We start from the raw sequence: 24,962 nt of genomic DNA on the forward strand, positions 1-24,962 counted from the left end.
TTTATGATATGAATATTAAAAAAGACGTTCAATTTATGAACGTCTTTTTTTATTTTACATAAAGTGAGTATGTTTCACTTTCCACTGTTTTAATTTTATGAATAACCAAAATCCATATATTCCTAAAGTGATTATTGTGAGTAAGAACCACTTAATCCAGTTTCCAAATAGCTGAGTAGCAGTTCCATCAAAATAGAGTCTCTGGCCGTTGACAACAGTATGTTCTATTTCCCAACGATAAATCATGCAACAAGCCCATGGAAAGCAAATTCCAAGTGTAAATACTGTAATCAAAGTTCCTAGTATAGTCCAGCCTACATACTGAAGTAGACCGCCATCAAAATATGATTCTTGCATAATACTACCTCCCTTATCTTACATATATTTAAGAGCCTCTTCAAAGCTCATCCAAAAATGAATTCCATTTGATGAGTCTAGCCATCTATCTTCGTGATAGCCATCTGCATATGACATTTCACCAAGACGATAAGTAAAGTTCTCATCTACAAAAGAAGTCGCTTCAGTATAAAAGCCTGTCTGATCTTTATCCATAATAGCAACAGTAATAGCCTTATCACATCTACAAGCATTACTAGTAGATGAACATCTCTTAGCATCTGATGGAATTAGAAGCTTGACCATCCTATCATTAAAACATTTTTTGTATCCAAAGAAGTAGCCAGTTTCTGGACATGATATTCTAAAATGTACAGTTCTTTCAGTATCTTTAAGTCCTTCTAAATTAGAAGCTACTAAAAGTGAGGAGGTAAAAATAGTGCCATCACAATCTGTAAAAGATAAATCGCACCCTCTCAAGTCAGCACCGAAAAAACTAACATCTACTAGCTTTGAATAGGAAAAATTTACATTTTTAAAAGATCCATTGTCAAATATAGAATAAGAAAAATTTGAATAACTAAGATCAATATCTTGGAAGTCACACCAAGAAAAATCAATATAGCTAAAATCAAAGTTTTTTAGGTTAATAACATCTTCATCATATTTAGAGTCTTTGATTAGATGTATTCCTCTCATATCTAAAAGCTTATCTGTATTTTTTGACTCTCTAAATAATTCGATTTCTTTTAAAAAATTACTGATATTTAAATCTCTCATAATATTCATCTCCTAATATATAAATTAGTGATCGTACACCAGGGTACGAAATAGGAAATGTAATTTATAAAAATACATTTCTAAAAATATACTTATAAATTTTTGCTTTATTAAGTATATATCTGTAAAATTTACTCATGTACTTTAGTTATACCCAAAAAACCATGCTTTTTATCCTCTATATTCGTCATTGAAAGTTTTAAGGTTTGGATGTACCAGTATTGTATTACCCTGAACATCGAGTTCAAGCAAGGAAATATAGTCTGAAACAAGCTTATTTTCAGGTTGTATAGTGGATATAAACACGCCTATACCAACAACTTCCGTATCAAATTCTTTCATTAGCTCAGTCATTCCCTTGATAGTACCGCCACCACGCATAAAGTCATCAATTATAATTACCTTGCTACCTGATTTTAGTGCCTTGCTAGGTAAGCTCATAGTTTCTATTTTAGATGAAGTGCCAGTTACATATGTCATACTGATAGTAGGGCCTTCTGATACCTTTGTATTTTTTCTTATAATTACAAGTGGAATATTCATAGCCTTAGCAGTCATTAGAGCCATTGGGATACCCTTGGTTTCCATAGTCACTATATAATCCACGTCTGTATAATCAATGTTTGAAGCAAAAATTTCTCCTATTTTTGAAACTACGGTTGGATCATATATTAGATCTATTAAATACAAGAATCCGCCTGATAAAATTCTTCCCTCTTCTTTAATTCTTTCGCATAGCTGACATAGAAATTCTTCATTTTCTTCTTTTGATGTCTTAGGTATATATTTGACACCACCTGCAGCTCCTGAAATTGTAATTACTTTTCCTAGTTGAAGTTTTTCAAATACATTTTTTACAACGATCAAATCTTCACTTATAGTTGATTTTGCAGCGTTGAACTGTGAGGTGAAGAAGCTAAGTGTGAATATCCTATTAGGATTATCTGATAGTATTTTTACTATAGCACCTATTCTCTCATTTCTTTTAAATTTATTGTTCATAATTCCTTCTTTCCTCCTAAATTACTAAGATTTTGCTACAGCTCACATTTTTGAGCTTATATTTTTATGTTAAACTTCATATATATTTAATCCAATTCATGTAGTTTTGTGATTATGCATTGTTTTTTATTTTAGCTAAATCAACTATTTTTTTTTGTTTGTGATATAATATAGCTAGTTAAATTTAAAAGCATGCACATATTTGAAATTTAGTACACGCAAATAGAACTTGCTGATACAAGAGATACCCTACAAGTTTTTACTTGCCAATGTACATGTCATGAAAAATTTAATACATGATAAAAACTACACAAAATAAACATTTTAGATACTGAACATTAGTTAATTATACCATATAAAACGTTCATATTGTATAGTTTTTTAATAATTGAGAGGTGAAAAATATAATGAATGTACATTTTATAGGAATTGGTGGAATAAACATGAGTGCCCTTGCAGAAATATGTATAAATAAGGGTTATAAGGTTACTGGATCGGATATGCAGGAATCATACTTGGTTAACCATCTTAGGGATTTAGGTGCTACAGTTCATATTGGTCAAAGAAAAGAAAATATAAGTGATGATATAAATCTTGTAGTATACACTGCGGCCATATCAAATGATAATGAAGAACTTCAGGAAGCCAAGAAAAAGAACGTACTAATGATAAATAGAGCAGCATTTCTGGGACAGATCATGAGAGAATACAAAAACTCTATAGCTGTAGCAGGAACACATGGAAAGACTAGTACTACTAGTATGCTCTCTACGATATTCGATTATGCAAAGAAGGATCCAACAATATTAGTTGGTGGAAATCTTAGTACAATTGGGGGCAATGTAAGAATAGGAAACTCAGAACACTTTATTACAGAAGCGTGTGAGTACGTGGATAGTTTCTTGAACTTTAATCCTTTTATATCAATCGTTTTAAATATTGAAGAAGATCATTTGGATTATTTTTCAGGAATAGATGAAATAAAGGCTTCGTTTAATAAATTTGGTAAATTACTTCCAGAAGATGGATACTTTATAGTAAATGGTGATAACGAAAATGCTAAGGACATAATGTATGAAGTCGAAGCAAACATAATTAAGTTTGGGCAAAGACCAGATAATGATGCTATAATTTCAGAAATTAGATATGATAACGATGGCTATGCAATGTTCAACCTAAAATATAAAGGAATTAATTTAGGTAGCTTTGATTTATCAGTATATGGATTACACAATGTATACAATGCTACAGCAGCAATACTTGCAGCAATAGTATCGGGCTTAGAAGTTGATACTATTAAAAAATCAATAAAAACATATACAGGCGTTGGAAGAAGATTTGAAAAAAAGGGCTATTATAATGGTGCCTTGATAATAGATGACTATGCACATCATCCAACAGAAGTAAAAGCAGCTCTTGCAGCAGCTAAAACTTTGAAGAAAAATAAGCTTTGGGTTGTGTTTCAACCGCATACCTACTCTAGAACAAAGGCTCTTTTGGATGAATTTGCAGAAGCTTTTTATGCGGCAGATAAAGTAATAATTACCGATATCTATGCAGCTAGAGAGAAAGATCCAGGAGATATTAGTTCGAAGGATTTGGTAGAAAAATTGTATCAAAATAATGTAGACGCAGTATATATGCCTACATTTGATGAGATATCAGAATTTTTAAAAGAAAACTTAGAAGAGGATGACCTTTTGGTAACTTGTGGAGCAGGTCCAGTCAATAAGGTAGGAGAAGCTCTTTTATAATAGAATTGTATAAAAAATGAAAAAAGATCACAGAATTATTAAATTCTGTGATCTTTTTTTATCTACAATAGAAAAATTATAAGTGGTTTTATTTTGATAAGAATAAGGAAAAATAAGAAAAAATAAGATAAGCTTTCTAAAAAAAGGTATTTTTTCATAATATTGTGAATATTATGAAAAATAATTTCTTGAATATAACGTGGGTATATGAAAATTATGATCTTTTTGATGAATATCTAATTAAAATTTAAATACTTCTAAAAAGATGTTTAGACAAAAAGAGTTATATCTTTATAAAGGATTAAAAATTATTTTGAGAGGAGAGAAGTTATGTTCAAGAAAAATATTGTAAAGCTTATATTTATTATGGTGATAATGCTAAGTTTTTTACTAGGATCAATACTGCCATCTATGGCCATATCCGGAAATAGAGAAGTGAATTTTGACAATAGAGGTCTTTATGATAGTAGTGCATTTAAAACAATTAAAAATTTCAATCAAACAGGAAAAGATCCACCTATGATTTTAAGTAGCACAAAAACAGTAAATACAGAAAAAATGAATAAGGATCAAGCTTTAAAAGAAAGGTCAAATTTAAAACTTGATGATAATACTAAAAATGAGGACACAGGATTATATGATGTTACATTATTAAATGATGACGAGAATTATAATTATTATGCAGGTCAGGATATTACAATATATAATGATATGCGTATTTCTGGAAATGTAACGGTTATTGATGAAGGATCCTACATTGTAGTTGAAATAGCAAAAGATAAATTTAAAAAACCAGTAGAGGCAGATATATCTACAGCTCCAGAGATTGTAAAAGAGGTTAGAATAGAAGAGGGAGAAGATACTTGGAAGCTAATAACTGTTTATAATAAATTAACAGGTGGATACAGTGGAGCAACTCCTTTAAATATGAATCTATTAGATGGAAATGTAATTAATGGGGAAAAATATGAAGTAAAACAGATATTTTACGATAAAAATGGAACAAAATTATCAAGTGATTCTATGATTATTGCAGGAAAGTCAGAAATTGAACAGGGTAATTCAAGAGATACCAGTTTAAATTTATCTTCATCTGTGGATGCTAATAATATTGTAAAACAAGATACCTATAAAAAGTTTGACATTTTAACAATGAAAGATTTGGATGCAAAAATAAAAGATCCGCGAGATAGAAGGATCTATGCTAGCATACCAGAAGGACTTTCAGTAAAGGCTGAAACAGGCTGGCTACTTGAAGAATCTACTGGAAGATATTACAAAGATTTAAAAAAAGATCAAATTACAGCTTCCAATACAGCTATAGAGCTCAATTTGGGTGGAATTGATCTAAGTGAATATACTACATCTTCTAAAGGTAAATCTTTGAGGGTTAATTATAGTATTCAGGCAGTTGTTGATGGAAAAGTTCAAGATGATATAAAAGCAAATACATGGTATGTAGATATAAAGCTTTACTCACAAGTATTGACATCTGTATCAACGAGAAGGTACACAAAGTTTATTAAAAATAACTATGACACATTGACTAATTATAATATATCTTGGTCAGATAATATATATTTGCCATATAATTCCGATATGTTAAACAATCAAAAGGTTAGATATACTCATATGAATATGTACTCTACAAATATTGGTCAGGCAGGCGATCAGAGAGAAATCAAAAAATTGAATATTAAAAAGTCTGAAATAGTGATAAAAGACTATGCAAAAGCCACTAAAATCAGAATAATGATAGCTGGATCTTTAAGTGATGCAGATAAAAATAAAATGTCAGATCAGCTTCGGGAAACTAAAGTTTATGGTATAAAAAGACCTAGCAAAGAAAAAGTATTATTAAAAGACGGCATAGATACAGTTTTTTATTCAAATTATAACAAGTCATTTGATGATAAGGGATGGTTTGAAATAGAAGTTGGGGATTATAGTCAAATTAATTTTGAATATCCAGGTGAAGGAGTTGTACTGGAAGGTAAAGAAGAAATAAATAGATTATACAAAAGTATATATAGTGAAGTAATAGCTGAATTAAAGCCTGAAATAATTACTACTTTGAAAAATAAGTTAAATAATAGTGAGGAAGCTTTAATAAAAGAAAACACATCTGCTTTTGTGGAGGGTGTAGTAGAATATAAAAATTCTGATGAGATAGAGAAATATGTTTTTAGATCATCTGACTATTGTCAGGATAATATGATGTTGCAATACGAGATGATTGAGAAAAAAAATCCTATAACAATAGAGAATGGATCAAATTTTTTTATTGATGAAATAGTTAAAACAAATATTTCCTATAAACATACTAGGCAAGGAAACAACTCTGATGCAACGAAACCTGAAAATTTAAATATATACTATCTGGTTCCTGATGGACTTGAACCTATAGAAAATAAGGATGTATTTGAGAAAATGGAAGTAGTTAGAGGATATAAGGCGGGATATAATTTGGTAATAGCAAGTCCTAAAACAGTTGAAACTCCTAAAATACTGGCAAACGAAACTACTAGAGATGTTGAAAATAAATTTCCACTTGATTTTAAAACAACTAGTAGGCTCTTACAAGGAAGTTATACGATATATTCGTCTTTATCATTTGACAATAACAAGGTAGATAATAAAGATGGAAAACAGTATGGAATACTTCAAAAAGATAGCCCTAAAAATTTATGGGAAAATATTCTTAATGATGGGAAAAACAGACCGGAAGTAAAAAATAGATTTACAGACTTTGAAAGTGTCAAGTTTAAAATTTCGCCTCCTAAGATGTTATCTTCATTTAAAGAAGTTAAAATGAGTAGTGAAGCTGATAGTTATTTTTCATCCTCGACAGGTGCGAGGTCAACTATAGGAGATAAGATTGATTATAGGTTCTTATTTGTCAATAGTTCTACACAAGATGTCACACAACTATCAGTGATAGATATACTTCCTTATGAGGGAGATAAGAGTATAGTTCCAAATCAAAGTGGACATTACACTGACAGAGGATCAAAATTCAAGACACATTTAATTGGGGTAGAGGGGCAAGAAAAGTTTGAAATATATTACTCTACTGATATTCCAAAAGCAACAATAGAAGAAAATAATCAACTTAATTGGAAAAAAGATGTGGATGATTTATCTAAGGTTACCATGATAAAAGCAGTACTAAAGGATGGACAGAAAATAAAAGTTAATGAAAAAGCCAGCATAGTTACTCATAATGAAGTAGAAAATGATGACACAATATTAGATGGTGAAAAAGCATTCAACAGTTTTGCTATATCTACAAATAATGAGAAGATGTATTTGGAAGCACTAAAAGTGGATGTTTTAGTTAACTATCAAAAAAAGGATGTAATATTGAATAAGGTTGACAAAAATGATAAGAATAAGAAATTAGAGAATGCAGAATTCAGTATTTATAAAGATAAAGATGAAAAAGCAATTCTTGAAAATATAGTAACTGATAGAAATGGTTTGGCAACAATTCCTAACTTATTAATTGGAAAAACTTATTATATAAAGGAAACAAAGGCGCCTGAAGGATATAAAAAGAATGAATCGTTCATAAGGCTAGATGTCAAAAATGATTTAAATGACATTACAATTGAAAACATACATGAAACAGATGTTCCGGAACTGGGAAATATAAGTATTTCTGTTAATAAAAATTGGATAGGAGAAAAGAAAGATTCAGCAAAGATCAAGCTTTTAGCAGATGGCGTAGAGAAAGAGACAGTTGTGCTTGATGAATCAAATAAATGGGAACACACATTCAAAGATTTAGCCGAGTATGAAGATACTGAAGAAAAGAAAAAGATAGATTATACAGTATCAGAGGAAAAAATTAAGGGATATAAATCAGATATAAAAGGTAATGAAAAAGAAGGCTTTATCATTACGAATACAAAAGAATCCAGTGGTGGGTCTGGAGGATCTGGTGGAGGTTCTACTGATACAGGAAAAAATTATGTGATAATTGCTAATGGAGAAAAATATACAGATGTTTTGACAGCTTCAGTATTGGCAAATGAGAAAAAGTGTCCAATATTATTGTCGTATACTGACACACTATCAGAAAATACGATAAATGAAATAAAGCGACTAAAAACAGATGAGGTAATAATTTCTGGTGGGCCTTTATCAGTATCAAAAAAGGTAGTGAAGCAACTTGAAACAAAGAATTATGATGTAAGAAGAATATCTGGTGAAAATAGGTATGAAACTGCTAGAGAAATAGGAAAAGAAGTAAGGTTGACATCAAAAAATAAAAATACAGCAATATTAGTAGATGGAACAGATTTTCCAGATGCTATTTCTGTATCGGACTTAGCTAGTGAAAAAAGAGTACCGATACTTCTGACAGAACCTAAGTCACTAAAGGATGTTACTCAAAAAGCAATAGACGATTGGAAAATTAAAAAAGTGATAATTGGTGGATCGGAAAATTCGGTATCCAAAAAAATTGAAGATGAATTGAAAAAAGACCTGAGCTCAGTCAACAGAATTGGAGGAAAGGATAGGTATGAGACAGCATATCTAGTTGCTGAAGAGCTAAGAAATAAAACCAATAATACTAAGGATGCAATATTAGTAGATGGAACAAATTTCCCTGATGGAATAACAATCAGCATCCTTGCAGCAAAGTATAGAGTACCTATACTTCTTACACATCCAAATAAACTTCATCCTATGGCAAACAATATAATAAAAACTTGGAAAATAGAGAATATATTAATAGGTGGAGGTTATGAGTCAGTGTCTAAATCTATAGAAGACAGTATGAATGTTAAAAATAAAGATAGAGTGTTTGGAAGTGATAGATATAATACGGCAGTAGAGATTTCAAAAAGATATACAGAAAGTAAAAGCTTGCTTAAAACTAAATAATTATATTTAATTTTAATTAAATATAAAATAATAAAAAACGGAGTGAATAGTTTAAAGCCCTTTAATTACAAACTATTCACTTCTTTTTATAATTACTAAAAAAATAAAAAAAATAATTATTTAGTAAAAAAAATAATTATAATATACTAAAACTGGGTAAGTATAATTTACGGAAAGTTTTAAATATTCGGTCAATAAGGAGGGAATATGAAAAAGATAAGAAAATTTACGACAGTATTTGCATCATCGGCATTAGTATTAAGTATATTTGCATATAATATAGATTATAGTTCTTTTGCTGAATATCAATTTATGGCAAGACAGGGTGAAAATATAGAACATAAAAATTATATAGGAGATCTTGGAGTGTTAACATATTCTAAAGGTGGTTTAGGATTGTTTGAAGAGGGAAATATATATACAATAAAACTTAAAAATCCAGATATATCTGATGAAGATAAAAAAATAAACATTGAAAAATTGAGAGCTTTAGAAATTAACTTTAAAAATAAATCTGATGCGACTTTAAAGATCAATAAGGATGTACTTTTACCAAATAATTCAGAGGATATGTTTAAAGATTATAAATGTAGCTTAGACATAGATGAAGATATAAAAACTTCAAATGTTATAAGTATGAGTGGAATGTTTAGTAATACAGAAGCGGCTAATCCAAATGTGAGTAAGTGGGATACCTCTAATGTTACTAACATGAACATGATGTTTGAAGGAGCAAAAAAAGCCAATCCAGATGTAAGTAACTGGAACACTGCGAAAGTCTCTGGTATGTATAGAATGTTTAGAAATACTGAAATAGCCAATCCAGATATAGGTAAATGGAAAACATATAATGTAAGTAATACATATTCGATGTTTTGTGGAGCAAAAGAGGCTAATCCAGATGTAGGCGATTGGGATACATCGAAAATTAAAAGTATGAATATGATGTTTAGAAATGCAAAAAAAGCAAACCCTAATGTAAGTAACTGGGATACATCAAAGATTACAAATCTAAGTTCGGTTTTTGAAGGAGCAGAATCAGCAAATCCAGATGTAAGTAACTGGGACACATCAAAGGTAACGAGTATGAATGCAACCTTCAAGGATGCAAAAAATTCAAATCCAAATGTGGCTAATTGGAATACAGAGAATGTAGAAGATATGACATCAATGTTTGAAGGTGCAAAAGTTGCCAAGCCAGAAGTAACGAGTTGGAACACAGGAAAAGTAACAAACATGAACTCTATGTTTAAAGGAGCAGAAAGTGCTAATCCACAGGTAGACAATTGGAATACGGAGAATGTAGAGGACATGTCATCTATGTTTAGAACTGCTGTATCTTCCAAACCAGGTGTAGGTAGTTGGAAAACAGGAAAGGTTAAAAATATGAGCTTCATGTTTGAAAGTGCAAGAGAATCGAATCCAGATGTAAGTAGTTGGGATACATCAAATGTATCCGAAATGCATTCTATGTTTGCAAATACAAAATTAGCAAATCCAGATGTAAGCAATTGGGATGTGAAAAACGTTACACAAATGTCTTCTATGTTTTCTAATACAGAAAGCGCTGACCCGAATGTAAGCAGCTGGAAGACCGATAGCTTGGTAAATGCTAGTCTTATGTTTAATGAGGCAGATATAGCCAACCCAGATGTGACCAATTGGAACATGTCAAAAGTAACAAGTATGTATTCTATGTTTAGAAAAACAAAGCTAGCAAATCCAGATGTAAGCAACTGGGATACGGGAAATGTTATAAACATGTATTCAATATTTTGTCAATCTGAGAAAGCAAATCCAGATGTAAGTAAGTGGAATGTAGAAAAAGCGGTCTATATAAATGCAATGTTTAGAGATACTAAAAAGGCTGATCCAGACATTAGTAACTGGAAAACAGTCAGTGCTAAAAATATGGATTCTATGTTTTGTGGGGCAAAATTAGCAAAACCTGATGTGGGTAAATGGGATACATCTAACGTTGAAACAATGAATGGTATGTTTAGAAATTCAAAGTTGGCTAATCCAGATGTAAGTAATTGGGATACAAGAAAAGTTGAAAGTATGGATAGAATGTTTGAAAATGCAGAAAAAGCCAGTCCTAATATATCAAATTGGAATGTGAAAAATCTTGTAAGTGCAGAGTTGATATTTTCAAATACTTTATTGGAGAAAATAGATATTAGAAATATAAAATCTGAAAATGGTATTAGTAATGAAAAAAAGACTATATATAATAATAAAGAATTAAAAACGATAGTATTTAACTATGAAAATCCGAATATAAATTACTTTCCTATAGAATCTATTTATATGGTTGAGGGAAAATATGAACTTAATAAAATAATAGATGAAAAGTTATACAATGAAAATAGCAGTAATGGTAAGATGAAATTAATGAATTTCAATATTAATTCAGTTGAAAATAAAGGTAATGAAAATAGCTTTTCTATATCAAGTGAAGTAAAGGAGAAATTGGATTCTGAGCTAAAAAATTCTAAGGAGAAAAAAATGGCATTTGAAATAATTGCTGCTAAGGAAGAATCAGGCAATAATGGATCAAATGGAAATGGTAATGGTAATAACTCAAAAAAAACAGTATTATTGTCTAGTGGAAATAAGTATACAGATGTATTAGTATCATCCGTATTAGCTAATGAAAAGAAGAGCCCAATACTTTTAACTGAAAAGAATAAAGTGTCAGAAGAAACTTTAAGAGAAATTGATAGGCTTTCAATTGACGAACTGATTATAGTTGGAGGAGAAAAATCAATATCAAAGAAGGTAATAAATCAGTTAGACAATAAAAAATATAATATAAGAAGGTTAGCTGGTCAAAATAGATATGAAACAGCAAAGAAAATTGGTCAAGAAGTCAGGTTAACTAGTAATAATATGGAGGCAGCAATATTGGTAGATGGAACAAACTTTCCTGATGCAATCTCTGTTTCGGATCTGGCAAGTGAGAAAAGAGCACCAATACTTCTTACAGAACCTGAGTCTTTAAATAATGAAACAGTGGAGGCATTAAATGACTGGAACATTAATAAAGTTATAATTGGTGGAGAGAAAAAATCAGTTTCTCAGGAAATTGAAGATAAATTAAAATCAAACAAAAAATTAGTTAGTAGAATAGGTGGACAAGATAGGTATGAAACAGCGTATCTGGTAGCTGAGGAAGTCAGAAAAAAAACAAATAATAAAAAAGATATGATTCTGGTTGATGGAACTAATTTCCCTGATGGAATAACGGTTGGTCTATTATCAGCTAAATATAAAACTCCAATACTTTTGACTACACCAAATAATATTCATCCTCAAACAGAAAAAATAATTAATGATTGGAATATAGAAAATATACTAATAGCAGGAGGATACGAATCAGTATCAAAAGATATAGAAAATAGTCTAAATGTTAAAAATAAGGAACGAGTATCAGGAAGTAATAGATACAATACGGCAGTAGAAATATCAAAAAGATATACTAATTCAGTAAATTTAGGCAAAAGATAATTAAATATATTAAAAAAACAGTTGAAGTTTGTATGAAAATTTGGTAACATTTAGGGAGTGCACATGAGTAGCATTTTAAGAGTGTAAATTTATAGTGGTGTATTGAACTATAAATTTGAAATTTTAATATACAACTCATTGTATATTAAAGATTGTAACAAAGTGTATTGTTAGGTTAGGAGGAAGAAAGATGCAATTAAATATTACAACTGACTATGCAATTAGAATAGTTTTATACCTATCCACTAATATGGATGAATTTGTAAGTACTAAAGAGTTATCAGATAATTTATGTATTTCTAGAGCTTATGTAACAAAAATAGTAAAGATTTTAGAAAAAAATAATTTAGTTACTATAATGAGGGGAAATAAGGGTGGAGTTGCACTTAAAAAAGAACCAAGTAGTATAAGTATTCTAGAAGTAATAAGCGTAATGGAGTCAACAATAAAAATAAACAGATGTTTAGAAGAAGATAGATATTGTTCAGCTGATAGATCTGATTATTGCAAGGTAAGCAAGATGTATTCAAAGATTCAAAAACAGCTAGAAGAGGAACTTTCTAAGACAACAGTTGATACTTTAGTTTAAGTAAAATAAAGTAGTAAACAATAAAAAAACTGTGGTATACAATATGTATAAAATAGTATTTTAAACAGGAAAAATTATGAAGAAAATAAGTTCCAATGATAACAATTATTGATAACAGAACCGCAGAAAATTAACAGTTTTCTGTGGTTTTTATTTTATAAACAATATATATATGAAATTAAAATGTTTATAATATGAATTTTAATAGAAAAAATACGATTATATATACGAGAAAACACATATAATCGTTTTAATTTAATGAAAAACAACATAATCTTACTATAAGATACCGAACATTTTATATATTATAATATGTAAAAAAAATAATAAGTATAGTATATAAAAAAATCGTGTAGTTAATGTGGAGTTTTGGTTTATTATAACATACATATATTCAGAAATACAGAATCAATAAAAAATAAAACGAAAAAAGTATATAGTATAAAAATAGGTGAATATAATTTGCAAAGTCTTAGAATGTAAAGTATTTTTATTATAAGATAAACTTCTTGAAAAAATAAATAAAAAAATGCTAATACAACAGTCTTTCTAATTAGTAAGAAGATAGAGTTTTTACTCTTGAATAAGCAATATAATGTGGTAATATATATAAGATATGATTTTGCTGAGATTATAACTTTAAAATTATGATTTTGAGCAATCAAAATGTAAGGGAATACTACAGGTGGTGAAAAAATGAAAACTTTAGGAAGTGTAATGAAAAAGCTATTAATTGTTATAGTAATAGTTTTAGCATTTTACTTGATACCGACTAGAAATCTATATGTACAGCCAGTATATCAATATCCGAGCATGCCAAATGGATGTGAAATTACTTCTTTAGAAATGATAATGAGATATAATGGTTTTGATGTAAGTAAGGAGTTCTTAAATGATAACTTTTTGAAACATTCATCAATGAGCAATGCAGATCCAGATCTAGCATATATAGGTAGCCCATATGGTAAGTCTTCTGGATATTATAGTTATGCAGCTCCAATAGCAGATGCAGCGAATAAATATTTTGAGTCAAGTGGCGTATCAGTAAAAGCAAAGGACAAAACAGGAATGACAGTATTTGGAGTGTTAAATCAAGTCATATTTAAAAAGAAACCAGTGGCAGTTTGGTATACAATAGATGACGAAAAACCAAGATATGGTGGAAGATATTATACATCTCCAAGTGGTGAGAAAAATCCGCTTTACTCGAATCTACACTGTGTAGTTGTAGATGGAGTAAGCAAGGGCATGATAAGCATAGTAGATCCTCAAAAAGGGAGAAGAAGTGTGAATTTCTTAGAATTCACAAAATTATATATGCAGATGGGACAAAGAGCAGTTGTTATATGATATAATTAATTTTGATAAAATTTATGCATATTCAATATAATTTGCTTAATACTTATAGATGTAAATTATGTAGATGTAAATTATGCGAAAAATATCAAATTCTAACTAAGTACATAAAAATTATATGGTAAGACTCTTAAAAGAAGTAGAATTTGATAGAAAATATGTTGATTAACATAGAGTACATATGGGTGTTAATTGAGACGATGATTTTATAAAGAAAAACTAGTAGAATTTAATAAAATAGGTTTGGGGGAATGAAAAATGAAGAAGGCTATAATACTTGCAGCTGGTAAAGGAACTAGAATGAAGTCAGCTCATCCAAAGGTGGTTCATAAAGTATGTGGTAAGGAAATGGTAAACCACGTGGTAAATGCAGCTAATGATGCAGGTGTAAATGAAACTATTGTAGTTCTTGGGCATGGCATAGAAGAGGTAAAAGAAGCTGTGGGCGAAGATGTTAAATCAGTAGTTCAAAAAGAACAGCTAGGAACTGCACACGCAGTTAAGATGGCCAATGACCATATAGATGAAGAAGACACAGTTGTAGTTCTTTGTGGAGATACTCCATTAATAGAATCAGATACTTTGAAGGATTTCTTTAGGTATCATGATGAAGGAGACTTTGCAGTAACTGTTCTTAGCACATCAGTAGATGACCCAACAGGATATGGAAGAATCATAAGAGACGAAAACAAGGAATTACTAAAAATAGTAGAACAAAAAGATGCTAGTGAAGATGAGAAGAAAGTAAAGGAAATAAATTCAGGGATATATTGCTTTAATGGTAAGTTTTTAAAGGAATCTTTGGCCAAGGTGGATAATAATAATGCACAAGGTGAGTACTATCTTCCTGACACTATAGAGATTATTAGAGCGGCTTCTGGAAAGGCTGGTGCCTATATGGGTGCTAGTATAGAAGAACTTATGGGAGTGAACTCAAGAAATCAATTATCTAGTGCAGAAAGAATAATGAGAAGAAGAATAAATGAAAAACATATGACTAATGGTGTAACTATAATTGATCCAGATACAACATATATTGATTCTGATGTAGAAATTGGATGTGATACGATAGTTCTTCCTGGATGTATGCTAAGAGCTAATAGCAAAATTGGGGTTGGATGTGAAATTGGACCTCAGACAAGTATGGAAAACTCTACAGTTGGTGACTATACAAATGTAAAGAAGTCAGAAATGATAAATGCAAGTGTTGCAGACCACACTAATGTAGGTCCATACGCATATTTAAGACCAAAGGCAGAAATAGGCAATCATTGTAAGGTTGGAGATTTTGTAGAGGTTAAAAATGCAAAACTTGGGGATGGATCTAAAGCCTCTCACCTATCATATATAGGAGATGCTGAGGTAGGTAAAAATGTAAATATTGGTTGCGGAGTAGTCTTTGTTAATTACGATGGCAAAAATAAGTTCAGATCAATTGTAGAAGATAATGCTTTTATAGGGTCAAACTCAAATTTGGTTGCACCAGTAACAGTGAAAAAAGATGCATTTATAGCTACAGGATCTACAATTACAGAAGATGTACCTGCAGCTTGTTTAGCAATTGCCAGAGAAAGACAGGTTATCAAAGAAGGCTGGGTAGAGAAGAAAAGAAAGAAAGATGAAGAAAAAAGTAAATAATTTTCGAGGTTCTTTTAAGAAACATTCGGTAAAGATAGATAATGATGAACATTATTGTGGAAAATAAATTTGAATGAAAAATTTGAAAAGATAGTTTTATCTAGAAAAATTTTAATTTACTATAAAAATATCGATATATAAGCACATATTGTTAAATAAAAGTTCAAAAAATATTATATAAATTAATGTATAAAAATAAAAATTGTGATATAATAATATACGGAATGTAAAATTTTAATTATTATATAAGTCACATTATTACTTTTTAGGAGGTTTATTATGAGTTGTTACAATAGCCATAAGATGAAGCTTATCGCTGGTAACGCATCGAAGGAATTAGCTACTAAGATAGCTGATTGTTTAGGTATAGGATTAGTTGACTGTAAGGTTGATACTTTCAGTGATGGTGAAATTGCAGTTACAATTAACGAAACTGTTAGAGGTTGCGACGTTTTTGTAATTCAGTCTACTAGTAGTCCTGTAAACGATAATTTAATGGAATTATTGATACTTATAGATGCTTTAAAGAGAGCTTCAGTAGGTTCAGTTGCAGCCGTTATACCATATTACGGATATGCAAGACAGGATAGAAAGGCAAAGGCAAGAGATCCAATCACTGCCAAGCTAGTTGCTAATCTTATTACAGCAGCAGGTGCAGATAGAGTTCTTACTATGGACTTACACGCTGGTCAGATACAGGGATACTTTGATATTCCAGTAGATCATTTATTAGGCGGTAAGATCTTAGCTGATTACTTTAGAGATTTAAATATAGATGATTTAGTTGTAGTTTCTCCAGATTTAGGAAGTGTTACTAGATCTAGAAAGTTCGCTAATAATATCAACAAAGAAGTGCCTATTGCAATAATAGACAAGAGAAGACCAAAGCCAAATGTTAGTGAAGTAATGAACATTATCGGTGAAGTAGAAGGAAAGAATGTTATACTACTTGACGACATGATAGATACTGCAGGTACTATAGTTAATGCAGCATCAGCTCTTAAGAAGTTTGGTGCTAAGGATGTATACGCATGTTGTACACATGGAGTATTATCTGGTCCTGCAATAGAAAGAATAGAAGCATCTCCAATAAAGGAGCTAATAGTATTAGATACTATAGCGCTTCCAGAAGAAAAGAAAATCGGAAAAATAAAGACAATGTCAGTTGCAGAGATATTCGCAGATGCAATTAACAGAATATATACTTGTGATTCAGTAAGTAAACTGTTCTAGTATACAGTTTATTTTTGAAATATAAAATTCATATCAACAAACAAAAAAGTTCCTTTTTAGGGACTTTTTTGTTTAGATAAATATTAATATTTATTTGAAAAATTAATAAAGGCTATAAATAAAAGTAAAATAAAATATGTTTTTAGAAGGATTAGTAAAAAAATAAAGCCTGTATTAAAAATGTAAAAGGCCATTCTTAATTGATGAATAATATTGCACGGAATATATTTAAAAATAATTAATAATAGTTTAAAATATTAAATATAAAAGCTGTAAAACTGCATAATTAAGGTTAAAAAGATTAAAAACTTAATGATAGGAAAATGTTATCATAAATAAAAATAAAGTTGCAATTAGTGATTGATATAACTATATTTATTATGTATAATATAATAAGGGTTTTTTGTGAAAAAAATGATTTAAAGGAAAAAGTATTTTAGGAGGTATTTATGTCGTTTTTTACTAATCAATATGTTCTTTCTTTCATAAAGTTCGCTATACTTGCGACTTTGGGAGAAATCATAGCTTCTAGCATTAAAAATAAGAAGCTTACTATTCCACATTCTATAGGATATAGAATGATAATTTGGGGACTTCTAGGAGTTTGGATTGCCTTTATGATGGGGGTATTCTCTAGCGCTATAGGTGCAAAGTTGGGTATGGATGAAAATTCAACTTTCGCTATTAAGATAGTATTTGCTATTTCAACATCAGTTGTGATGAATACAACATTTGGACCAGTGTTTATGGTTCTACACAAGCATTCAGACACTTATTTAGATCTTAAATATAATAATAAGGGTGAAAAAGTAACCCTTCAGAATGTATGTAATAATATAGATTATTTTGCATATATAAAAAATGTTTTAATAGGTACTATTCCTACATTTTGGCTACCAGCTCACACTATTACATTCTTGCTTCCAGGAGAATTTAGAGTAATATTTGCAGCGTTGCTTTCTATTTGTTTAGGTATTATATTATCATTTAAATCATAATAATCGTAACTCCAGACCTTGATTGGTTTGGAGTTTTTTATATTATAAATTTATTGTCACTTGAGTGTTAAAATAGAGAAATAGATATGAAATACATTACAATAATGGACTGAGCATACAATGATAAGAAAAAAATCTGCTCCAATATAAAAATAAGCTCATTAAAGAAAAAATAGATATAAAATTATCTATTTAAATTAAAATAAAGCTAAAAGTTTGTTATAAAATATATTTTTTGACTATATTTAAATAGAAACTTTTGATACTTATTAAAAGCTATTGAAAATAAATAAAAATTTATCTGAATTATTTATAATAAACAATTATTTAGTATTTAAAAATAAAAAAAAAGTAAAATGAAATGAAAACGATGAAGATGAAAATTAATGGAAAGCTGATTTTAAAAATTGAGAAATATTTGAGAAAAAGGAGAAGTCATTTTATAATATGAATTTGATAAAAAATATAATTGATGAGTATAATGATATGGATTTTTCAGATATACATATTAGGGAAGATAAAAAGCTTGCTTTTAGATATAAGGGAGAAATATTATTTACAGATTATTGTATAAATAAATCAGATATAGAATTGTTTTTAAAATCTATAGGATGTCAAGAATTATTGTCAAGGCTAAGCTTTGAGAAAGAAATTGATTTCATATTTGAGTATAGAAACTATAGATACAGAGCTAATATATTTTTGCATACAAAGTTAGTAGGAATTTCCATGAGAAAAATTTCAAAGATAATAAAAACAGTAAATGAGTTAGGCTTACCAAAAATACTGCTAGATATGACAAAGTATTCGAGTGGGATAGTATTTATTACAGGTCCTACAGGATCAGGCAAAACTACGACTTTAGCTGCATTGATTGAGTATATAAATATACACTGCAAAAAACATATAGTAACTATAGAAGATCCTATAGAATATATATTTGATAGTAAGGAATCTATAATTACACAAAGAGAAATAAAACTAGACACTGATAATTTTTCCAATGCAATAAGATCAGCTCTAAGACAAGATCCAGATATTATAGTAATTGGAGAAATAAGAGATGAAGAGACTATGAAGATGGCAATTAGAGCGGCGGAAACAGGTCATTTATGTTTTTGTACACTTCATACATTAGGTGGCGCGGAAACAATAGAGAGAATTATTGGAATGTTTTCTTTCGATGAAAAATCAAAAATAAAGCACGAATTAACAATTGTATTGAGGGCAATTGTGTCACAGAGGCTGATATTAGTAGATGATGAAATTTTACCTGTGATTGAACTTTTACTGGCAGATAAATCTGTTTGCACTATGATAAAAGAAGATAAAGTCAATCAGATAGCAAATTATATACAGACAAATATTTCAAGAGGAATGATCTCAATGGACAGAGATTTAATAAGATTATATAATCAAAATAAAATAAGTTATGAACAATTAGAATCATATTGCATCGATATTGAACATATAAAAAATATATCTAGTAAAACGGTCTATTTCCGAGAAGAAGATTCACTTTTTTAGAGTTTGAGGGATTATAAAATGATTGAAAAAGTGTGATTTTAATTAAAATTTATCTTTAAATATTGCTTTGCTTTAATAGTGAAGGGTGTGTAATCTTGCTTGTGTTGATTAATAATAAAATAATGTTAATAAAAAGTTAAATTTATTTGATAAAGGAGTAGCTATCCATGTATAATTACTTTTTATTTTTGGCGTTTTTTGAAATTATAATAGTGGATAGGGTATTAAAAAATAGGGGAATAGAGCTAAATAACATGGAAAAAACAGGTACTTTATTGTTTATATTAATTATTATTCAATATTGTGTGCTTTTTTCTGGAAATTTGTATTACTTACTGAGAATAAGTTTTTCTATACCGATATTATTTATAATTTCTTATACTGATACAAAATACAGATTGGTGTTTGATGAAGACTTGATTTGTGGTATTATAGTACAAGTAGGGATAGTATTAACATTTATAATAGTAGATATAGTATATATCAAAAGATACTTTCCAATAGAGTTTGATTGTACTTTTACAGAAAAGATAACGAGTTTATATAGACAATATGCGAATGAATCCTTTGAAATAAATGAATTTACTTATTTTTTAAAACATATATTTTTTTTGATGAATGATATAAAAGGTAATGTATATAGTGTTGTGATTATATTTTTAATTTCTTATACATTATCAAAAGCTACAGGAGCAATGGGAATGGGCGATGTACTCTATTTTTCTTTTGTGGCTAGCTTTGGAAATATGAATCAATCAATTTTTATATTTTTTGTATCATTTATCGCGTCTGGATTATATTGTATATGCTTGAATATTTTAGATAATAAAAGTTTTTTTAACGGTTTGATTTCATTCACTCCGTTTATTTCTGTTGGTTTTATAGTTTCTTTATGTATATAGAGACGAAATTCTGTTAATAGGAAAAGTCGTTAAGAAATTACAATAAAAAATGAATATATAGTTTTTAAAATTATTATTTGCAGTTTTAAATCTTATCTATAGACAATATATTTCCACTCCAATATTAATGATGAAGTTGATAATGTTGAGTAATAAAGTTGTTGATATAAAAAATATTAAATAAAATTATGTATAAATAAGAGTTTAAGGCTATTAAGTGGACATTTGGGGTATATAAATGAATGTATAGATATTTGAAGCTTTTGAATATTTGTCCAACAATCAATTTTGTATTCCAGTATAAACTAGAGGTGGATGTTTGAAGCTGTAAATTTATTTTTTATTAATGAAGTTACTTATAAATATAAGGTATTTATTGAATAAATATCTCTTTTTTGCTTATAAGATTGATATTATCTGAATTTAAAAAATAATTTAGGAAGGGTTAAGATAAAATGTATATAATAGTGGGACTAGGAAATCCTGGTAAAAAATTTGAACATACTAGACATAATGCTGGTTTTGATGCAATAGATAGATTGGCAGATAAGCACGGTATAAAAATAGATAAGTTAAAGCATAAGGCTTTGATTGGAGAAGGAAGAATCGGCTCAGAGAAAGTTATTTTGGTAAAACCTCAAACATATATGAATCTGAGTGGGGAATCTATAGTTAGTGTATGTCAGTTTTTCAAGCCAGAATATGATCATATGATAGTGATGTATGATGATATAGACTTGGATGTTGGGAAGTTAAGAATAAGAAAAAAAGGGAGCGCAGGTTCTCATAATGGAATGAAATCAATAATAAAGAGCCTATCTACACAAGAGTTTCCAAGAATTAGAATAGGGGTGTCAAAGCCTACTGAAGGGTGGGATTTGGCAGATTTTGTACTGTCTAGACTATCTAGTGAAGATTCAAAGTCATTTGATGAAAGTTTGGATAGAGCTGTTTTGACGGTAGAAGAGATTATAAGCTCAGGTATTGAGCCAGCAATGAACAAATATAATGGTTAAGGTATGGTGCGATTAAAATGGAAGATGTATTAATTAGTTCTTTAAAAAATAGCTTAGAATACACGAACATGATAGAGTCACTCTCGGAAAAAGAGGGCAATATTCAAATTAATGGTCTTCTTCCAGCAAGTAAAGTCAATACTGCATATTCTATTTACAAAAATACATCTAGACAGATGCTATATGTTGCAAATACAGAATATGAGGCAAAAAAAATATATGAAGAGTTATGTGTATACATGAAAAGTAAAGTTGAATTTCTTGGTACAAATGAGCTTCTTTTTTATAGTTTAGATGCTAGGGACAGAAAATTAGATGCTAGAAGACTAAAGACATATTTTAAGTTGTTTAAGAAAGATAAAATAATATTGGTAACATATACAGATGCACTCGCAAAAAAATATGTACCAAAGAGCATTATCATGGATAATGTATTCAATTTGAAAGTTGGACAGAGAATAGATATAAATGAATTATCAAGAAAATTGGTTCATCTAGGATATCAAAGAGTCAGCAAGGTTGAGGGATTTGGTCAATTTAGTGTAAGAGGTGGGATAGTAGATATATTCACTCTCTTGTATGACTATCCTATCAGACTTGAATTTTTTGATGATGAAATAGATTCTATCAGAGAGTTTGATGTTTATACACAAAAATCTGTAGACAAAATGAAGAAGGTAACAATTACTCCTTCAAGAGATTTTATATACCCAGATGATGTAAATTTGGGAGTTGAAAAGATAAAATCTGAAACAAGCGACTCTACAGACTTGGATATAATGAGAAACATTGAAAAGATAGAGAGAAAAGAATATTTTGATGGTCTTGAGAATTACATAGAATATTTATATGATGGAAAGTATGAGAGCTTGATCGAGTATTTAAGTGATGATGCAATCGTATTTGTAGATGATGTTGCCCATGGCAAGGAAAGATATAAAAACTTATCAGCTGAATTTAAGGATAATTATACTTTGAATTTAGAAAGAGGATTAGCTCTAAAAACTCAGGGTAATTTATTGTTTTCCATGTATGATGTTGTGTATAGGTTGAAAAATAGAAAGGCAATATTTAACTCCTTACTAGCAAAGCCTGTGAATGATGTTGAAATTAATCATCAATTTACAATAAACAGTAGGGAAATTCCAGGATATAAGGGAAGATTAGATCTCTTTGTTGAAGAAATTAAAAGACTTAGACATATCGGTTATAAGATAGTAATTGCAACGGGCACAACAGAAAGAGCAAAAAAGGTCCATAATTTATTATCTGAAAATGGAATAGAGAGTATATACTCAACTAAGAGAGATATGGAAATAAAAACATCTCAGATAGTTGTGATTGGAGCAAATATTAGCCAAGGATTTATGTATCCAGATGTTAAGTTCCAGATAATAACAGATAAGGAAATGGTAGGCTCCAATAAGATTGGGATAAAGAAAAAGAAAAAAAAGAAAAAAACTAACTCGACAAAGATTGATTCTTTTATAGAATTAAATGTAGGGGATTATGTCGTTCACGAAAATAGTGGTATTGGTAAGTATACTGGTATAGAGCAAATCAGTGTAGGTGGAATCAAAAAAGACTATCTAAAGGTAGTTTATCAAGGTGGAGACAGCCTATATGTGCCTATAGATCAAATGGATAAGGTTCAAAAATATATAGGTGGAGATGTCGAAAAAGTAAGACTAAATAAACTCGGCGGAACTGAATGGTCAAAAGCAAAAAGAAAAGTAAAAAAAGAAATCGATGATATGACCAAGGAACTTATAGACTTATATGCAAAACGTGAAAGTAGAAAAGGATATAAGTTTTCCAAGGATACTATATGGCAAAAAGAGTTTGAAGATAGCTTTCCATATCAGGAGACTGAAGATCAGTTAAAAGCAATAAAAGAAACTAAGAAAGATATGGAATCGGGTAAGGTAATGGATAGGTTGGTATGCGGTGATGTTGGTTATGGAAAGACAGAAGTTGCTATTAGAGCAATTTTTAAGGCAGTAACAGATGGAAGACAGGTGGCTGTCTTAGTTCCGACTACAATACTTGCACAACAACATTATAATACCTTTACTGAAAGATTTGACGGATATCCAATAAGGGTTGAGGTTTTGAGTAGATTCAGAACAGCAAAGCAACAAAAAGAAATTATTGAAGATGCTAGAAAAGGCTTGGTAGATGTTTTGATAGGTACCCACCGTATAGTATCTAAAGATATAGATATGCCAAAGTTGGGACTTGTCGTAGTAGATGAAGAACAACGTTTTGGAGTAAAACACAAGGAATCTTTGAAGCAGATAAAGGCAAATGTAGATGTATTGACTTTATCAGCTACTCCTATACCTAGAACTTTGCACATGTCTTTGAGTGGTATAAGAGATATGAGTATCATAGAGGAACCTCCTCAAGAAAGATATCCTGTAATGACCTATGTTATAGAAGCAAAAGATAGTGTTATACAAGATGAAATTCATAGAGAGCTAGCAAGAGGAGGGCAAGTATTTTTTGTCTACAATAGAGTAGAGGGCATAGAAGAAATGGCATCTCGAATAAGAAGACTTGTGCCAGATGCCAAAATAGGTGTCGCACATGGTAGAATGTCTTCTAAGGGGTTGGAAAATACAGTTCTTTCCTTCTTGTCAAAAGAATTTGATGTTTTGGTATGTACTACTATAATAGAAACAGGGATGGATATAGCAAATGCAAATACAATGATTATATACGATGCAGATAAGATGGGACTAGCTCAGCTATATCAGTTAAGAGGTCGTGTAGGAAGAAGCTCTAGACAAGGGTATGCATACCTTATGTATGAAAGAAATAAAGTTTTAAGTGAAGTTGCAGAGAAGAGATTGAAGTCTATAAAGGAATTTACAGAGTTTGGATCAGGGTTTAAAATTGCGATGAGAGACCTTGAAATAAGAGGTGCAGGTGATGTGCTAGGAGCTCAGCAGCACGGTCATATGGCAATAATTGGTTACGAATTATATGTTAAGATGTTAAATGAAGCTATTTCTAAGATTAAGGGTGAAGAAATAGTAGAAGATATAGATGTTGAAATAGAATTAAGTGTCAATGCTTACATTCCTTCTAGTTACATTCAGGATGAAATTATCAAGCTAGAAATGTACAAAAAAATTGCTACAATTGATAGTAAGGAAGATATGTATGAGATGCAGGAAGAGCTAGAAGACAGATTCTCTGATATTCCAAAAGAGACTCAGACGTTACTAAACATTGCTTACATTAAATCTCTATGTAAGAGATTAAAGATAGATAAAGTCAAGCAAACTGGTCAGACTATTGATCTTATGCCTTTTACAAAATATGATACAAAAGAAGGTAGCGGATACGATATAGTAATGGAACTAGTAAATATGTTAGAAGGCTTTTGTAAGAGACAAAAAACAAAAAATCAAAATTAGGAG

Annotated in this window: 15 protein-coding genes; 12 read left to right on the forward strand and 3 right to left on the reverse strand. The window is 29.8% G+C overall.

Annotated features, from left to right (window positions below):
• Positions 1-54: 54 nt before the first annotated feature.
• The 3 genes from RR561_RS05935 to purR all read right to left on the reverse strand — a co-directional run bounded on the left by RR561_RS05935 (position 55) and on the right by purR (position 2,118).
• Positions 55-357 (reverse strand): DUF898 family protein, encoded by a 303-nt coding sequence (locus RR561_RS05935; RefSeq protein ID WP_332506634.1) that lies wholly within the window; start codon positions 355-357, stop codon positions 55-57.
• Between the two features lie 18 nt (positions 358-375).
• Positions 376-1,116 (reverse strand): pentapeptide repeat-containing protein, encoded by a 741-nt coding sequence (locus RR561_RS05940; protein ID WP_332506635.1) that lies wholly within the window; start codon positions 1,114-1,116, stop codon positions 376-378.
• A gap of 171 nt (positions 1,117-1,287) precedes the next feature.
• Positions 1,288-2,118: a pur operon repressor gene (gene purR / locus RR561_RS05945; protein ID WP_332506636.1), complete on the reverse strand. Its 831-nt coding sequence runs from the start codon at positions 2,116-2,118 to the stop codon at positions 1,288-1,290.
• A 407-nt stretch (positions 2,119-2,525) separates the two neighbouring features.
• On the opposite strand from purR, the gene murC reads away from it, so the two are divergent.
• The 12 genes from murC to mfd all read left to right on the forward strand — a co-directional run bounded on the left by murC (position 2,526) and on the right by mfd (position 24,959).
• Positions 2,526-3,872 (forward strand): UDP-N-acetylmuramate--L-alanine ligase, encoded by a 1,347-nt coding sequence (gene murC, locus RR561_RS05950; RefSeq protein WP_332506637.1) that lies wholly within the window; start codon positions 2,526-2,528, stop codon positions 3,870-3,872.
• Positions 3,873-4,202: 330 nt separating this feature from the next.
• Positions 4,203-8,765: a cell wall-binding repeat-containing protein gene (locus tag RR561_RS05955; protein WP_332506638.1), complete on the forward strand. Its 4,563-nt coding sequence runs from the start codon at positions 4,203-4,205 to the stop codon at positions 8,763-8,765.
• Between the two features lie 207 nt (positions 8,766-8,972).
• The gene (locus RR561_RS05960; protein ID WP_332506639.1) at positions 8,973-12,275 is read left to right on the forward strand and encodes a BspA family leucine-rich repeat surface protein; all 3,303 of its coding nucleotides are present in this window, start codon (positions 8,973-8,975) and stop codon (positions 12,273-12,275) included.
• Positions 12,276-12,465: 190 nt separating this feature from the next.
• The gene (locus tag RR561_RS05965) at positions 12,466-12,864 is read left to right on the forward strand and encodes an RrF2 family transcriptional regulator (protein WP_332506640.1); all 399 of its coding nucleotides are present in this window, start codon (positions 12,466-12,468) and stop codon (positions 12,862-12,864) included.
• A 696-nt stretch (positions 12,865-13,560) separates the two neighbouring features.
• Positions 13,561-14,214: a C39 family peptidase gene (locus RR561_RS05970; RefSeq protein ID WP_332506641.1), complete on the forward strand. Its 654-nt coding sequence runs from the start codon at positions 13,561-13,563 to the stop codon at positions 14,212-14,214.
• Between the two features lie 264 nt (positions 14,215-14,478).
• Positions 14,479-15,858: a bifunctional UDP-N-acetylglucosamine diphosphorylase/glucosamine-1-phosphate N-acetyltransferase GlmU gene (gene glmU, locus RR561_RS05975; RefSeq protein ID WP_332506642.1), complete on the forward strand. Its 1,380-nt coding sequence runs from the start codon at positions 14,479-14,481 to the stop codon at positions 15,856-15,858.
• Between the two features lie 279 nt (positions 15,859-16,137).
• Positions 16,138-17,091, forward strand: a complete 954-nt coding sequence (locus RR561_RS05980; protein ID WP_332506643.1) for a ribose-phosphate diphosphokinase — start codon at positions 16,138-16,140, stop codon at positions 17,089-17,091.
• Positions 17,092-17,540: 449 nt separating this feature from the next.
• Positions 17,541-18,089, forward strand: a complete 549-nt coding sequence (locus RR561_RS05985; RefSeq protein ID WP_332506644.1) for an Mpv17/PMP22 family protein — start codon at positions 17,541-17,543, stop codon at positions 18,087-18,089.
• Between the two features lie 447 nt (positions 18,090-18,536).
• Positions 18,537-19,616 (forward strand): type IV pilus twitching motility protein PilT, encoded by a 1,080-nt coding sequence (locus tag RR561_RS05990; protein ID WP_332506645.1) that lies wholly within the window; start codon positions 18,537-18,539, stop codon positions 19,614-19,616.
• A 167-nt stretch (positions 19,617-19,783) separates the two neighbouring features.
• Complete coding sequence (locus RR561_RS05995) at positions 19,784-20,518, forward strand: hypothetical protein (protein ID WP_332506646.1); 735 nt, start codon at positions 19,784-19,786, stop codon at positions 20,516-20,518.
• A 455-nt stretch (positions 20,519-20,973) separates the two neighbouring features.
• Positions 20,974-21,534: an aminoacyl-tRNA hydrolase gene (gene pth, locus RR561_RS06000; RefSeq protein WP_332506647.1), complete on the forward strand. Its 561-nt coding sequence runs from the start codon at positions 20,974-20,976 to the stop codon at positions 21,532-21,534.
• Between the two features lie 17 nt (positions 21,535-21,551).
• Positions 21,552-24,959, forward strand: a complete 3,408-nt coding sequence (gene mfd, locus RR561_RS06005; protein WP_332506648.1) for a transcription-repair coupling factor — start codon at positions 21,552-21,554, stop codon at positions 24,957-24,959.
• Positions 24,960-24,962 lie beyond the last annotated feature (3 nt).

Source organism: Peptostreptococcus sp., from assembly GCF_036639115.1.
Taxonomy (GTDB): Bacteria; Bacillota; Clostridia; order Peptostreptococcales; family Peptostreptococcaceae; genus Peptostreptococcus.

Excerpts from the sequence above, each read along its gene's own strand:
- RR561_RS05955 (WP_332506638.1), top strand. The coding sequence starts at position 4,203 with ATGTTCAAGAAAAATATTGTAAAGCTTATATTTATTATGGTGATAATG.
- murC (WP_332506637.1), top strand. The coding sequence starts at position 2,526 with ATGAATGTACATTTTATAGGAATTGGTGGAATAAACATGAGTGCCCTT.
- RR561_RS05965 (WP_332506640.1), top strand. The coding sequence starts at position 12,466 with ATGCAATTAAATATTACAACTGACTATGCAATTAGAATAGTTTTATAC.
- mfd (WP_332506648.1), top strand. The coding sequence starts at position 21,552 with ATGGAAGATGTATTAATTAGTTCTTTAAAAAATAGCTTAGAATACACG.
- RR561_RS05995 (WP_332506646.1), top strand. The coding sequence starts at position 19,784 with ATGTATAATTACTTTTTATTTTTGGCGTTTTTTGAAATTATAATAGTG.
- RR561_RS05990 (WP_332506645.1), top strand. The coding sequence starts at position 18,537 with ATGAATTTGATAAAAAATATAATTGATGAGTATAATGATATGGATTTT.
- RR561_RS05935 (WP_332506634.1), bottom strand. The coding sequence starts at position 357 with ATGCAAGAATCATATTTTGATGGCGGTCTACTTCAGTATGTAGGCTGG.
- RR561_RS05940 (WP_332506635.1), bottom strand. The coding sequence starts at position 1,116 with ATGAGAGATTTAAATATCAGTAATTTTTTAAAAGAAATCGAATTATTT.
- glmU (WP_332506642.1), top strand. The coding sequence starts at position 14,479 with ATGAAGAAGGCTATAATACTTGCAGCTGGTAAAGGAACTAGAATGAAG.
- RR561_RS05960 (WP_332506639.1), top strand. The coding sequence starts at position 8,973 with ATGAAAAAGATAAGAAAATTTACGACAGTATTTGCATCATCGGCATTA.
- pth (WP_332506647.1), top strand. The coding sequence starts at position 20,974 with ATGTATATAATAGTGGGACTAGGAAATCCTGGTAAAAAATTTGAACAT.
- RR561_RS05985 (WP_332506644.1), top strand. The coding sequence starts at position 17,541 with ATGTCGTTTTTTACTAATCAATATGTTCTTTCTTTCATAAAGTTCGCT.
- purR (WP_332506636.1), bottom strand. The coding sequence starts at position 2,118 with ATGAACAATAAATTTAAAAGAAATGAGAGAATAGGTGCTATAGTAAAA.
- RR561_RS05970 (WP_332506641.1), top strand. The coding sequence starts at position 13,561 with ATGAAAACTTTAGGAAGTGTAATGAAAAAGCTATTAATTGTTATAGTA.
- RR561_RS05980 (WP_332506643.1), top strand. The coding sequence starts at position 16,138 with ATGAGTTGTTACAATAGCCATAAGATGAAGCTTATCGCTGGTAACGCA.